This is a genomic window from Gemmata sp. (genome assembly GCF_051859125.1).
Classification (GTDB): Bacteria; Planctomycetota; Planctomycetia; order Gemmatales; family Gemmataceae; genus Gemmata.
On record NZ_JBHYGG010000091.1, the window covers coordinates 1 to 13,938 of the forward strand.

General features: G+C 69.2%; 12 protein-coding genes. 7 read left to right on the forward strand and 5 right to left on the reverse strand.

The annotated features are described in order from the left end of the window. Nucleotides 1–97: 97 nt before the first annotated feature. From ACTIGN_RS10250 to ACTIGN_RS10265, 4 genes are all read left to right on the forward strand, one after another. Entirely contained in the window at nucleotides 98–328 is a 231-nt protein-coding gene (locus tag ACTIGN_RS10250) for a Trm112 family protein (protein ID WP_439623444.1), read from the forward strand. Nucleotides 329–392: 64 nt separating this feature from the next. Further along, the gene (locus tag ACTIGN_RS10255) at nucleotides 393–3,410 is read left to right on the forward strand and encodes a M1 family aminopeptidase (RefSeq protein ID WP_439623446.1); all 3,018 of its coding nucleotides are present in this window, start codon (nucleotides 393–395) and stop codon (nucleotides 3,408–3,410) included. Nucleotides 3,411–3,536: 126 nt separating this feature from the next. Then, a complete protein-coding gene (locus tag ACTIGN_RS10260; RefSeq protein ID WP_439623448.1) occupies nucleotides 3,537–3,875 on the forward strand; it encodes a hypothetical protein in 339 nt (112 codons plus the stop codon). 151 nt (nucleotides 3,876–4,026) lie between these two features. Next, the gene (locus tag ACTIGN_RS10265; protein WP_439623450.1) at nucleotides 4,027–4,227 is read left to right on the forward strand and encodes a hypothetical protein; all 201 of its coding nucleotides are present in this window, start codon (nucleotides 4,027–4,029) and stop codon (nucleotides 4,225–4,227) included. Nucleotides 4,228–4,305: 78 nt separating this feature from the next. Here the strand turns inward: ACTIGN_RS10265 and typA are convergent, their stop codons facing one another. After that, nucleotides 4,306–6,135 carry a translational GTPase TypA gene (typA, locus tag ACTIGN_RS10270; RefSeq protein ID WP_439623452.1) on the reverse strand — a complete coding sequence of 610 codons (1,830 nt, stop codon included), beginning with the start codon at nucleotides 6,133–6,135 and terminating at the stop codon, nucleotides 4,306–4,308. Nucleotides 6,136–6,416: 281 nt separating this feature from the next. On the opposite strand from typA, the gene ACTIGN_RS10275 reads away from it, so the two are divergent. Beyond that, nucleotides 6,417–6,929, forward strand: a complete 513-nt coding sequence (locus tag ACTIGN_RS10275) for a SixA phosphatase family protein (protein WP_439623454.1) — start codon at nucleotides 6,417–6,419, stop codon at nucleotides 6,927–6,929. A gap of 103 nt (nucleotides 6,930–7,032) precedes the next feature. Here ACTIGN_RS10275 and ACTIGN_RS10280 read toward each other — a convergent pair whose 3' ends face one another. From ACTIGN_RS10280 to ACTIGN_RS10290, 3 genes are all read right to left on the reverse strand, one after another. After that, nucleotides 7,033–7,965, reverse strand: coding sequence for a hypothetical protein (locus tag ACTIGN_RS10280; protein WP_439623456.1), 933 nt, complete (start codon nucleotides 7,963–7,965; stop codon nucleotides 7,033–7,035). A 124-nt stretch (nucleotides 7,966–8,089) separates the two neighbouring features. Then, entirely contained in the window at nucleotides 8,090–8,506 is a 417-nt protein-coding gene (locus ACTIGN_RS10285; RefSeq protein ID WP_439623458.1) for a hypothetical protein, read from the reverse strand. Between the two features lie 13 nt (nucleotides 8,507–8,519). Continuing rightward, nucleotides 8,520–9,551, reverse strand: a complete 1,032-nt coding sequence (locus ACTIGN_RS10290) for a DUF1559 family PulG-like putative transporter (RefSeq protein WP_439623460.1) — start codon at nucleotides 9,549–9,551, stop codon at nucleotides 8,520–8,522. A gap of 576 nt (nucleotides 9,552–10,127) precedes the next feature. Between ACTIGN_RS10290 and bamA the strand changes: the two genes are divergently transcribed. Then, complete coding sequence (bamA, locus tag ACTIGN_RS10295; RefSeq protein WP_439623462.1) at nucleotides 10,128–12,509, forward strand: outer membrane protein assembly factor BamA; 2,382 nt, start codon at nucleotides 10,128–10,130, stop codon at nucleotides 12,507–12,509. Between the two features lie 97 nt (nucleotides 12,510–12,606). Here the strand turns inward: bamA and ACTIGN_RS10300 are convergent, their stop codons facing one another. Then, complete coding sequence (locus tag ACTIGN_RS10300) at nucleotides 12,607–13,179, reverse strand: protoglobin family protein (RefSeq protein ID WP_439623464.1); 573 nt, start codon at nucleotides 13,177–13,179, stop codon at nucleotides 12,607–12,609. Between the two features lie 126 nt (nucleotides 13,180–13,305). On the opposite strand from ACTIGN_RS10300, the gene ACTIGN_RS10305 reads away from it, so the two are divergent. Next, a complete protein-coding gene (locus ACTIGN_RS10305) occupies nucleotides 13,306–13,767 on the forward strand; it encodes an RrF2 family transcriptional regulator (RefSeq protein ID WP_439623466.1) in 462 nt (153 codons plus the stop codon). The last annotated feature ends 171 nt before the right edge of the window (nucleotides 13,768–13,938 follow it).

The window sequence follows — 13,938 nt, forward strand, 5'->3', positions numbered from 1 at the left end:
CTATCTGCTACCAACTTGTTAATGATATACTCCACACCCCTGCGGGCGAAAGCCCGCAGGGGTGTGTTGCTTTCCACACGTCCCCCCGCAGTACCCCATGGACGACACCTTCCTCGCCCAGCTCCGCTGCCCGCTCGATCCCAAGCGCGAGGCCACGCTCTCCCGCGACGATCAGGGCCTGCTCTGCTCCCGCTGCTCGTGCCACTTCCCCGTGAAGCTCGGCCTCCCGGTTCTCGTCCCCGACGAGGTGGAGATGCCCGAGGGCAATCGCGAAATGAGCGAGCTCCCCTGTCAGCGGGCCGCCAACCGCCAAAAGAGCCGAAAGTAGTCTGGCGTCCGTCCCCGCTACACGCTATCACCCGCGGCTCTCTACCTATCCAGGGGGCTGCCGCGTGCTCGGTTACCGACAGCTTGCGTTCCCGCGCTGTGGCCGGCTGCTCGCCGTTCTCGCGCTCCTCGTGACCGGCCAGGCCCGCGCCGCCGAACCGCCCGCGCACCTCCCGAAGTACGATCTCGACCTCAACATCGACGTCGCCGCCCACCGTGCGACGCTGCACCAGCGCGTCACCTGGACGAACCACACCAAAGCGCCGCTCAACAGCCTCGCGTTCAACTTCTACCCCAACTACCAGGTGCCGCGGCGCGACTACCTCGCCCTCGCCAAGACCCTGGAGATGCTCCGGCTCCAGCCGTCGATCGGCATCGACCGCGGGGGCCGGGCCGGGGTCATCACCGCCGCGAAGTTGACCGCCCTGGGGAAGAAGAAGCACGACCAGACCCTGAACTACGAGTACGACGACACCAACCCGACGACGTTCCGGTTCCCGCTGCCGGCCGCGCTCGAGCCGGGCGAAACGGTCGTCGTCGAACTCACCTGCGAGTTCTACCTGCCGAACAAGCAGGGCCGGCTCGGCTACTGGAAGGACGTGACGTTCCTGACGAACGCCTTCCCGGTCCTCGCGTTCTGCGACGACACCGGGTGGCGGCCGATGCCGTTCATCCCGTGGCACCAGCCGTTCTTCAACGAGGCCGGCGTGTGGCGGGCCACGGTCACGCTCCCCGAGGGGGAGGTGCTCGCCACGTCGCCGCGGATCAAGTCGGAGGCGAAGCTCGACGGCGGCCGCAAGCGGGTCGAACTCGACCCGTTCGTCGGCCGCGACTTCCCGGTCCTGTGCTCGACGCGGTACCGCGAGTATTCGACCGACATCAACCTGCCCGACGGCACGCCGGTGAACCTGCGGTGCATCGCGTTCGAGGAGCACGAGTGGTACGCCCGCGAGATCCTCAAGATCGTCGGCGAGGCGATACCCGTGTACTCGACGTGGTTCGGGAACTTCCCGTACGCGTCGTTCACCGTGGCCGAGGCGTACTTCGGCTGGAACGGCAACGAGTGCGCCGGCCTCGTGATGATCGACGAGCGGGTGTTCGGCATGCCGCACCTCGCCCGGGGGTACGTCGAGTACCTCGTGTCGCACGAGACGTCGCACCAGTGGTGGTACAACTACGTCGGCACCAACGGGTACGCCGAGCCGTTCATGGACGAGGCGTCGGCCGCGTTCTTCACGCACAAGCTGCTCGACAAGAAGAACGGCAAGAACAACGCGATGCTCGCGTGGCCGCAGGGGCTCCAGTGGCTCCCGAACATCAACCGCGAGAACTACCGGTTCGGCGGGACGTATTACACGATCCGCAACCAGGAGATGAACCCCGCGGCGCAGGACCTGCCGAAGTACGGGCACCTGTTCAACCTGTTCGCCGGGGCGTACGACCGCGGGTCGATGGCCATCGGGATGATCGAGAACCAGATGGGCGAGGCCGCGTTCCTCGACTTCACCCGCGGGGTCGTCGCGAAGTACGGGTGGCGGGTGCTGCAGCTCGCCGACTACAAGCGCGAGCTGGAGGCGTACACCGGCCGCGACTGGACCGACTTCTTCGACCGGTGGATCTACGGCAAGGGGCTCACGGACTGGAAGGTCGAGGGGGTGACGGTGTCGCCGCGGTCCGGCCCGCGGGTCCGGAACCTCGCGGCCGTCGGCACGGGGCGCGAGACGGTCACCGCGTCCGCGGTCGTCGTGCAGAAGGGCGAGTTCACCGAGCCGACCACCATCGGCTTCACCCTCAAGGGGGGCGAGATCGTCCGCGTCCCGGTCGGCGGTGACAAGCCGCTGTCACTGCCCGAGATCGGCGCGACCGTCACCCCGATCGGCGACAAGAAGTGGCGGGTGGACGTGGAACTCGCCGGCGAGCCCGAGCAGGTCGCGGCCGACCCGGACCACGTGATCCTCGACGCGAACCCGCACGACAACCGCTGGAAGCCGCCGGTCCGCGCCAAGGTGACCCCGCTCCTCACGAGCCTCGACGACGCCGACCTGACCTCGGACTACGACCGCGTGAACCTGATCGCCGGGCCGTGGGCGTGGGGCGCGTCGTACCAGGACCCGTGGTACACCCGCTCGACGATGATCGGCCTGCGGGCCGGCGCGAACAAGCCGCAGCACTGGAAGGCCGACGCCTACGCCGCGTACCGCACCGACTACCGCGACATCATCTTCGGGGCCAGCGCCACCAAGCTCGGCGACCACTACGAACTCGGGCTGAACTACGAGCGGCGGATCGCGGGGCCGTTCGGGAACCAGGACGGGTCGGGCGGGCCGCAGCGGGCCGTCGCGTACTACCGCGACGTGATGAAGCCCGGGTCGAGCCTGTACCTGCCGCCGCTGATGTACCAGGACCTGTTCGCGACGTACCAGGACAACTTCCTCCCGTTCCCGCGGTCCACGCAGGGCGAGCGGTTCCAGAAGCTGTCGATGGCCGGGTACCACTACCGGTTGAACCTGTACACGCCGTACTGGAACCCGGAGTGCGGGGTGTGGGTGGACGCGATGGCGGCCGCCGGCGGGGCCGAGTTCACCACGTGGAAGGGGATGGGCCAGGGCCGGCTGGAACTGGCGGCCGTCCACGGGCTGCCCGACTGCCTCGGGCCGCTCCAGCACGTCCGGGTCGCGGGCCGCGTGGTGACGCTCGGCGCGTGGCCCGACTACGGGCAGTTCTACGCGCTGGGCGGCGGCACGCTGTTCCGCGGGTTCGACTTCGCCGAGCGCCAGGGGAACGCGCTGTGGGTCGCGAACGCCGAACTCCGCATCCCGGTGAAGCGGGACGTGACGTGGGACGTGCTCGACCACACGATCGGGGCGCGTAGCATTTGGCTCGCGGCGTTCACGGACATCGGCACGGTGTACGCCGACGGCCGGAGCGTCGGCGGCGTGGCCTACGCGCTCGGGGCCGGGCTGCGGGTGGAGGTCGCGGTGTTCAGCTTCATCGAGCGCGCGACGCTGCGGTTCGACGTGGCGAAGACGATCAACGCCGCGAGCCCGTGGCAGTGGTGGTTCGGCATCCAGCACGCGTTCTGACGGCAACTGGCGGGCGGATTGAGATTCGGTTATCGTGAACACGTCACCCGGCCCGCGAGCCGCCCCGCATGGCCCGACCGCGGAGCGCAAGCCATGAGCCGATCTCGGCCCTCTCAACCCGGCCGTATGTCGGGCCCGCCGTCGCCGGCGGAAATCATCGAACTGTTCCCGGTGCCGCGGGTGCAACTGGTCGTCGCCTTTCGCATCGCCGCCGGCGCGGACCCCGTTCGCGTGGCCGCGTCCGCGGTGGGGTTTGCGGCGAGCGTGCTCACCGCCGACCGCAAGCTCCGCCTGGAGGTGGTGCCGGGGCACGCGCCGGGGGAGTTGCGGTTCGAGTTCCGGCCGGCCGCGACGAGGAGCGACTTCCCGGAGCGGCTTAAGAAGCTCGCCGGGGACGTGAAGGAGCTGGGGGCTCTGATCGAAGGCGCGGAGTTGCTGCGGGCCGAGGTGGTGCCGCACGTGTGACGGCCCGCCCGCACTCCGAGTCGCCGCGATTGTCCGACAAGCGGACACTCCGGGGGAGCGATCCGCTGACCGTGGCTTGTCCCCTCTTTTTCGCCGCCGAGCGAGCGACTATAGACCCCGGCTCGCCCGCATCTCTGGCAGGGAGGCCGGCATGGAGCTGACGGAAGGGCAGGACGTGGCGCTCGTGAAGGGCGCGGCGGTCCGGGTGAAGCGGAGCGGCGGGGACGACGCCGTCGTCTGCGAGGTCACGGTCGGCAACGAGCACTTCGAGGCGGTCATTCCGGTCCAGTTACTCCGCCCGAAGTCCCTGGGCGTCACCGTCAACCTGCGCCACCTCGGGCGGGCTCTGTGAGCTAGCCGCGAGCGGTTCAATGCGAGCGGCCGGGCCACACGTGGCCCGGCCGCTCGTGTTCCGCGACGCCGCGGGCGGTCACCCCTTCGAGCGGCCCATCTTCTTGCGCTCGGCTTCCTTCAGGTACATCTTCCGCATCCGGACCGACTTCGGCGTGATCTCCACGAGTTCGTCGTCCTCGATGTACTCCAGCGCGCCCTCCAGGGAGTACTGGCGCGGCGGCTTCAGGACCGCGGCCTTGTCGCTGCCCGACGCCCGCATGTTGGTGAGCGGCTTCATCTTGGTGACGTTGACGACCATGTCGTTGTCGCGGGGCTGCTCGCCGACGATCTGCCCCTCGTACACCGCGTCGGGCGGGGACACGAACAGCGCGCCGCTCAGGTCCTCGGTCGCGTACGCGGTCACCTTGCCGGTCTCCTTCGAGATGTACACGCCGTTGGCGCGGCCCGGCATCGCGGCCTTGGCGGGCCGGTACTCGTGGAAGTTGTGGTGCATGATCGCCGTGCCCTGGGTCGCGGTCAGCACCTGGGTCCGCAGCCCGATGAGCCCGCGGGCCGGGATGTAGAACTCCAACTGGGTCGTGGTCCCGTGGTTCTCCATCTTCTGGAAGTCGCCCTGGCGCTCCAGCACGAGGCGGATCACGGAGCTGTGGTGCTCCGTCGGCACCTCGACCACGAGGTGCTCGAACGGCTCGTGCTTGCTGCCGTTGATCTCCTTCATGATGACCTTCGGCTTGCCCACGGCGATCTCGCCGCCCTCGCGGCGGATCGTTTCGAGGAGCACGCCGAGGTGCAGCAGCCCGCGGCCCGAGACGAAGAACTCGCTCTCGCGGTCGCCGGGCCGCACGCGGAGGGCGACGTTGTGGTGCAGCTCCTTGTTGAGCCGGTCGCGGAGCTCCCGGCTCGTCATCGGCTTGCCGTCCTGCCCGGCGAACGGCGAGTCGTTGACCTTGAACACCATGTCGAGGGTCGGCTCGTCGATGGTGAGCGGGGGCAGGGCCGAGGGCTTGTCGAAGTCGCAGATCGTGTCGCCGATCTCGGCGTCGTCGAGCCCGACCACGGCGCAGATGTCGCCGGCCCGGATCTCGTCGACCTCGCGCTGGGCGAGGCGGTCGAACTCGCGGAGCTGGACGACGACGTCCGGGAACGTGGTGCCGTCCGTCTGGCGGACCACGGTGACCTTCTGGTTCTTCTTGATCTTCCCGGCGTACACCTTGCCGATGGCGATCTTGCCGACGAACTCGCTGTACTGCAGGGCGGCGACCTGCATCTGGAGCGGGGCGGACTCGTCCACGTCGGGGGCCGGCACCTTCTCCAGGATGGCGTCGAACAGCGGCCGCAGGTCCTTGGGCTCGACCTTCATGTCGGTGGTCGCGATCCCGTTGCGGCCGCTGGCGTAGATGATCGGGAAGTTGGCCGTCTCGTCGTCCGCGCCGAGCTCGATGAACAGGTCGAACATGAACGAGTGGACGTCGTCGATCCGGGCGTCCGGGCGGTCGATCTTGTTGATGATGACGATGGGCTTGAGCCCGGCGGCGAACGCCTTGCGGAGCACGAACCGGGTCTGCGGGAGCGGCCCCTCGGCCGAGTCCACGAGGACGAACGCCCCGTCGGCCATCTTCAGGATCCGCTCGACCTCGCCGCCGAAGTCGGCGTGGCCCGGCGTGTCGATGAGGTTCACCTTCACGTCGCCGATGCGGATGCCGCAGTTCTTGGCGAGGATCGTGATCCCGCGCTCGCGCTCCTGGTCGTTGGAGTCCATAATGAGGCCGTGCTGGCCCCCGACGAGCTTGTCGAGTTCCTCCGACCGGAACAGGCCCGACTGGCGGAGCATCTGGTCCACGAGGGTGGTCTTGCCGTGGTCGACGTGCGCGATGACGGCGACGTTCCGAATATCGTTCCGCTTCATGGATCGCTTCGCAATGGTCCTCGGGTCTGCCCCCGGAGAGGGTTGCGCCCGGCCCACGGGGCGGGACGCAAAGCGCGAAAGCCCCCGCCAATTTCGTGGAGGGGGCAAGCGCTTCTTCTAATCTAGAACTTGTGCTCCGGAACCGGAAGGGCATCCGGGCCGCGATTACGCCGCGCCGGCCGAAAATGAAGAACCCGAGTGGGGACCGGGGAGTTCCCGACGTGCCCCCGGCCCCCGCCCGGCCGATACTCGATCCCACCCCTCGCCCGCGGGAACGAACCATGTGGCTGTACCTGATCCGGCACGCGGAGGCGGAACCCCTGGGCGGCGCGCTGACGCGCGACTTCGACCGCCCGCTGACCGCGGCCGGGCGCGCCCAGTCGCGGGCGCTGGCCGCCGCCTTCGCCCGCCGCGGGGTCGTGATCGACACGCTCGCCGCCAGCCCGCTCGTCCGGGCGCACCAGACCGCGGCCGAGCTGCTCGGCGTGTGGGCCCCCGGCACCCGGCCCGTGACGTGCGACGACCTGGCCATCGGGAGCCTCCGGGCCGCGCGGCTCACGGTCCGGCTCGCGGAGCTGCCGGCCGCCGGCCCCCGGCTCCCGGCCCGCGAGGACAAGGCCGTCGCCGCCGTCGGCCACATGCCCGACCTCGGCGCCTACCTGGAGTGGCTCACCGGCGCGGCAACCGGAACGGTCCGCTTCGCGAAGGCCGGGGCCGCGTGCGTCCACCTCCGGGGCGACCTCGGCCGCGGGTGCGGCGTGCTCGAGTGGCTCGTCACGCCGGAGTGGTGCTGAACGAGTGCGGAGTGCGGAACGGGGAGTGCGGAGTGAAAGACAGGAGGCGCTTCCCTCCTTGGTCTTTCATTCCGCACTCCCCGTTCCGCACTCCGCGCTGACCTCACTTCCCCGCGGCCCACTTCCGCCACGCGGCTTCCAGAGCGGCGGTGTCCTTCCACCCGGCGGCCTCCAGCGCCTGCGGGGTCGCGGGCGAGTCGCCGTTCTCGTTCGGGCGGTACGCGAACACCAGCTTCACGAAGTTCGCCGCGCCGGGGCCGTAGGCCATGTACTCGACGAGGCTCGCCGCGAGCGCGTCGCCGTTGGCCGGCTTGGTGTCGCCCCACAGTTCGCCGAGGGCCGCGGGCTTGCCCCCCTTGGGGCCGAGGACCGCGAGCCGGGCCGCCGTGCGGTACTTCGTGTACGCCGCGGAGTTCGTGCCCGCGGCGCGGGCCGCGGTGACCCGGCCGAACCCGTTGAGCACCCAGTCCGGCAGCGCGGCGGTGCTGCCGCGCGAGCGCAGAAATGCGTTCGCGACGCTCGCCGCGACCGCAGCGTACTGGTCCGCGTCGGTCGCCCTCACGGGCGCGTCCACCGGGTCCACCACGAACGGGTCGTCGGCCCGGACGTCGGTGTACACGCCCTCCGGGTCGCGCTGGATGACGCCGCGCATGAACGACTTGAAGTCGCGGGTCTCGGGCAGCACGAACACGGCCAGCTTGCCGCGCCACGCCTCGTCCTTCTCCTCGAACTGGAGCGCCTTGCGGGCGATCGGGACGACCTTCTCGAGCACCCCGCCGAGCGCCCGGGCCTTCTCCTCGGGCCACGAACTCGCGATGAGGAAGTTGTCGGTCTCGACGACGGCGGCCTTGTCAAGGTTGGCCTTCTTGAGCGTGGCGACCGCGGCCGCCTTCTGCTTCGCCGGGTCGACCTTGCCCGCCGGCGGCTTCTCGTCCTTCTTCTCCTGGCCGGCGACCCGTTGGGGCGGCCCGGACAGGACGATGGCACCGCCGAGTGCGGCGACGAAGAGCAGGGCGGGGCCGGTGCGTGATCGCATGGCGTGATCTCCGGGTGGGGTGAGGTGGGGCAGCGGTGCCGCGATTATAGCCCGGCGGTTTGCGGGATGCGAACGGGCAGAGTCGCGATTCGGGAACGCGCCGCCGGCCGGCGGCGCGCGGCCGTCACGGCTTCTCGACGACGATCTCCCACGTCGTCTCCCTCGGCACCTCGAACGCGACGCCCGAGGTCTCCTTGTCGTTGAACCTCGTGTTCACGAGCGGCTTCGGCGTGAACGGCGCGCTCAGGTCGGCGGGCGGGGGCGTCGTCGTGTTCGTGAGGTACACGCGGTACGTTCCCGCGGGCACGCCGTCGTTCGGGGCGAGCGTCCCCATCTCGAACGTGCCGTCGGGGCGGATCGCGCCCCACGAGCCCGACTTCCCGTCGTCCGAGTCGACCACGACCCGCCCCACGGTGAGCGGGGTGCCGTCCTTGAACCGGACGGTCCCCTTAACGGGGTGGACGGCCCGCGAGCACCCGGCCGGAGCGACCAGGAGCGCGCACGCGGCGAGTGCGACGAGAGGGCGGTACAGGTGCGTCATGTCGGCCCCCGGTTCAAGGAAGGGTGACGACGTTGCCGTCGTTGGCGCCGCCGATCGCGGTGAGCATCGGCTGGCTGATGTTGACGCTGACGGCCTGGACCGAGCCGTCGGCGAACAGGAAGTTGCACACCCCCGGGTGCCAGCTGCCGATGGCCGGCGCGGCGCTCACGCCGAGCCCCTCGCCCTCCAGCGCGTTCCGGGCGACCCCCAGTTCAACCGACCCCGCGACCCAGTACTCGCCGTAGGCCGGCGGGCCGTTCCCGCGGTTCCAGTAGATGTACCCGTCGCGGCCGTTCGGCCCGTGGTTGTCCCTGCAGCACTTGCCCAGGAAGTTCTGCGTGATGTGCTTCTCGGCGATAATAGCGGTGTTGCTGGTGCCGTCGGTGATCCGGGCGAACGTGTCGCGCGGCCGCCACCCGCCGTTCGGGTTCTGGAGCGGCCAGCCGGGGCCGCTCACCGGACCGTTAGAGATTTCGGTCAGGTTGGTGTCTCCCGGAGTGACCGCGACCCGCAGCGCCTGCTTCTGGGTGTTCGGGTTCCTCCAGAACTCCCAGCGGTTCCCGCCCACCATGATGATGGCATAATCGCTCACCGGGAGCCCGTTGGCGTTCTTGACCGGCCCGGTCCGGCGGGTCGGGCACCCGTAGGCCGCGACCGACGTGTCCTTGAGGGCGTTGAAGTTCGCGGTGCAGGCCGCCGAGGTCGCGGCGTCGATGTGTGCATTGTTGGTACATGCGTCCGACGCGCCGGCCGCGTCCATGTTCAGCTTGCTGGCGATGTTCCCCTGCTCAATGTGCGGCAGGATCACGGCCCACATGGTGAGCCCGATGTTGCCGATGCTCGCCGGCGGGAGCCCGCTGCCGACGTCGTGGTAGCCGTGGACGGCGACGCCGATCTGCTTGAGGTTGTTGGCGCACTTCATCCGGGCGGCGGCCTCTCGCACCTTTTGCACCGCGGGCAGCAGGAGCCCGATCAGGACCGCGATGATGGCGATCACCACGAGCAACTCAATGAGCGTGAAGCCGCGACGGGGGGGAGGGCGCATGAAACACCTCGGGTCGAGATGAGGGCGGGCGGGCGAAGAAGTCGGGCGTGCGAAGATCACCGGCGGGAGGAATCAACCAAACAATGCCAGTGTGACCGTACCGGTACGGGCGGTCAAGCACATCTTCTCGCGTTGAGCCGCGAGGGGCGACGCGGTGCCGGGGAATGCACCGGCCCCGCAGGCCGGTCCCTGAATAACTCCTCCGCGAACCCGCTGGGCCGGGGCGATTTCGCGAGCCGTGTCCGGGGCAGGGGGCGGCCCGCCGACCCCTGATAATTTCAACCGAGCACGGCCGGACCTGTGGGACTCGCCAGGCACCGGCCTCACAGGCCGGCTGGAGAAGAGATTCGGTGCCGCGGCACCATCGACCGGGGTAACGGGGCGGGACGGGCGGCCCGCACACGCAGCGTCGTTGCTCCCCTGCGCAAGCGGCGCCAGCCCGGTAAGCTGCGGCCCGGTCCGGGGCCGCGGCGCGTCGGCACCGCGATTGACGATCTTGACAGCAATTCCCGCCGACCGTATGCCCCGCGGACGCACCGTAATGATTTGTCGCCGAATGGGAACCGAGGACGCCCCATGCCTTCTTGTTGTAACCACCGCAAGACGTGGCCCGTGGCCGCCGCCGTGGTTGCCGCCGCGGCGCTCACGGCCGCGGGCGTCCTGCTGTGGGTGCCCCGGGCCGCGGCCGACGACAACCCGAGCGGGCGGATCATCTCCGAGATCCTGCCCGTCGGGAACCACGTCCACACGGCCGAGCAGATCCGCCAGGTGATGCACGCCCGGCCCGGGATCGCCTACGAGGAGGCCGCGATCCAGGAGGACGTGCGGCGGCTGAACAGCACCAAGTGGTTCACCCCCGGGGGCATCCAGATCCTGACGGTCAAGGAGCCCGACGGCCGGGTCCGGGTGATCGTGAAGGTGTCGGAACTCAACGGGGTGGTGCAGGACATCGTGTTCCTCGGCGCGCAGCACGGGGTCGGCGACCTGCCCAAGCTGTGCGGGGTCCGCAAGGGCGAGCCCATGAACCCGATGGCCAACGAGATGGGCCGGGTCGCCATCCTCCGCAAGTACCAGGACGACGGCCGGTACTTCGCCACCGTCGAGCTGGTCGAGGGCAAGAAGCCGGGCGACACCCGGGTCGTGTACCAGATCGTCGAGGGGCCGAAGGTCAAGGTCGCCGGGATCGACTTCTACGGCGTGGACAAGGCGAGCACCGCCCGGCTCCGGCAGCAGCTCGTGACCAAGAAGCAGTTCGCCGGGATCATGGGCGGGCAGTTCAACCCGGCCTCGATGGAAGTGGACCGGCAGAAGCTCATCGAGTACTACGAGGCGCTCGGGTACCTCGACGTGCAGGTGACCCCCGAGGTGGTGCAGACCGACGACGTGAGCCACGTCCGGGTCGCGTACCACATCGCCGAGGGGAGCCAGTACCGGGTCGCGGGCAAGCAGATCAACGGCGTGAAGTCGTACCCGGAGGACAAGATCGAGGCGCTGGCCGACGAGATGAAGCCCGGGGACCGGTACGACCGCCGGCTCACCGAGGCCAACAAGGCCCGGATCAAGTACTTCTACGGCAACCGCGGGAACAACGTGGCCGTCGAGGAGCGGCGGTACGCCGACCCGAACCAGCCCGGGGTCGTCCAGGTCCACTACGACGTGCTCAACGACGGGGGCGTGCCGGACCGCGTCGGCCGCGTCACCATCGAGGGGAACACGGTCACCCGCGACAGCGTGATCCTGAACCAGCTCGACCTCCGGCCCGGGCAGGTGCTCCAGTACCCGGCCGTCGAGGACGCCCGGATGCGGCTCGCCCGGCTGGGCATCTTCGACCCCGAGGACCCGCCCACCGTCGAGGTCGTGCAGAACGAGTTCGACAGCCCGCTCAAGGACATCCGGGTGAAGGTGCGGGAGACCCGGACCGGGTCGTTCATGCTCGGCGGCAGCTTCAACACGAACCAGGGCGTGACCGGCAACATCACCCTCAACGAGCGGAACTTCGACATCCTGCGGTTCCCGACCAGCCTGGAGGACTTCCGCCAGGGCCGGGCGTTCCGCGGCGGCGGCCAGGAGTTCCGGCTCGAGGCCGCGCCCGGCACCCAGTTCCAGCGGTACTCGGCGACGTGGCGGCAGCCGTACCTGTTCGACACGCCGTTCGGCCTGACCGTGTCCGGGTACTACTTCCAGCGGGGGTACGCCGAGTACAACGAGGAGCGCGTGGGCGGCCGGTTCACCCTGGACCGCCGGCTCGACGCGATCTGGCGGGCCTCGGTCACGGCCCGGATCGAGGGCGTCGGCATCAACGGCATCCCGCCCGACGCGCCGGCCTCCATCAGCGAGGACTACGGGAACCACTTCCTGTTCGGGGTCCGGCCGGGGGTGACCCGCGACACCCGCGACTCGTACGTGTACCCGACCACGGGCAGCGTGTTCGACGCCGGGTTCGAGCAGGTGCTCGGGGACTACACGTTCCCGGTCGGCACGGTCGAGTACACCAAGTTCCTCTCGAACAAGTGGCTGGCCCGCGAGGACGGGAGCGGCAAGCACGTCCTCGGCCTGCGGACCCAGGTGTCCGTGGCCGGGTCGAACACCCCGGTGTTCGAGCGGTTCTACGGGGGCGGCATCCGGAGCTTCCGCGGGTTCACGTTCCGCGGGATGGGGCCGTTCGAGAACGGGTACGCGGTCGGCGGCACGTTCGCGTGGCTCAACACCGTCGAGTACCAGATCCCGATCATGGCCAACGACAAGTTCCACTTCGTGACGTTCTGCGACCACGGCACGGTCGAGCGGAGCTTCGAGATCCGCAACTACCGCGTCGCGGTCGGGGCCGGGCTCCGGCTCAACATCCCGGCCCTCGGGCCGCTGCCGCTGGCCATCGACCTCGGGTTCCCGCTCAACAAGGGGCCGTTCGACAAGGGCCAGACGGTGAACATCTCGGTCGGCGTGTTCGGGAGCCAGTGACCGCCGCTCGAAAGCACGGAATTCGAAGCACGAAATCCGAAAGGAAGACACCAGCACTGGTCTTCCTTTCGGATTTCGTGCTTCGAATTCCGTGCTTTCAGGCAGCGTAGTGCCGGGTGATGAGGTCGTTCTGGACCCACAGCAGCTTGCCGAACGCCCGCAGCGCCTTCACCTCGGTCCCGCGGTCGAGGTTCAGCCCGAGGATCGTCGACGTGAAGGCGTCGGCCACGAACCCCATGAGAGCGTTCATCTGCACGAGCGGCACGTTGATCGACTTGCTCCCGGCCGCGGGGGTGTGGATCTTGCCGACCACGTCGAGGTACTCGACCATCTTCCCGTCGTAGGGCCGGGTGACGAGCGCCGAGAGGTACCGGCCCAGGTGCTGCTTGCGGAACGCGATCTGCGGGTGGTCGAGCGTGAGTTGCTCGAGCGTGACCGGCACCGCGCCCTCGTACCCGTGCTGCCGCGGGAGGAAGTGCCGCCACGTCGCGTCCTGCTGCACGAGCTTGGCGTACACCGCGTCCACCAGGCCCGGCACGAGCGGGGCCAGGAGCGGCGCGGCGGCGTGGATCACCGCCACGTCGTCCGGCCCGAACCCGATGAACTTCGCCACGTACTCGAAGCGGTACGCGAGGTCGGTCTCCAGCCGCGGCTCGTCGATGTGCGTCATGGTCGTCCCCGGAGAGGTTAAATCGGAATTCGGACTCCAATTTCCGATTTCATCGCTAACTATAACCCGCTACAATTGACTGTCAAGCGGCGCGGGGAATGTCCGACGGTTTTTCTGGAGGCGTGGATGTTCTCGAACACGGTTGAGTACGCGCTGCGTGCGATCGTGCACCTCGCGTACGAGTCGCCGGACGCGCGGACCACGGCCCAGATCGCCGAGGCGACGAAGGTACCCAAGGACTACCTGTCCAAGATCCTCCAGGGGCTCGCGAAGAAGGGGATCGTGCAGACGCAGCGGGGCGTGGGCGGCGGGGTGACCCTGGCGCGGTCGCCCGACGAGTTGACCATCCTCGACGTGGTGACCGCGGTCGAGCCGATCCAGCGGATCACGTCGTGCCCGCTCGGGCTGGCGGCGCACGGGGTGAAGCTGTGCCCGCTGCACAAGCGGATGGACGCGGCGATGGCGACCGTCGAGGCCGCGTTCCGCAAAACCACGCTGGCCGAGGTGCTGGCCGAGCCGGGCGAGAGCGTGCCGCTGTGCGACGGCGCCCCCACCCCCCAGGCACTCAGGCTGCGCCGCCGGGGGTGAGCGCCGCGATCAGAAGAGAGTGACCCACAGATTACGCAGAAGACACAGATTTCAAGACAGAGGACAGAGGACAGAGGACAGAGGACAGAGGACAGAGGACAGAGGACAGACCCGTTGTTTGGAGCCCCGGAGGGGCGGCGGATGGTAGCCAGGGGTGCGGCCCGCGTGCGG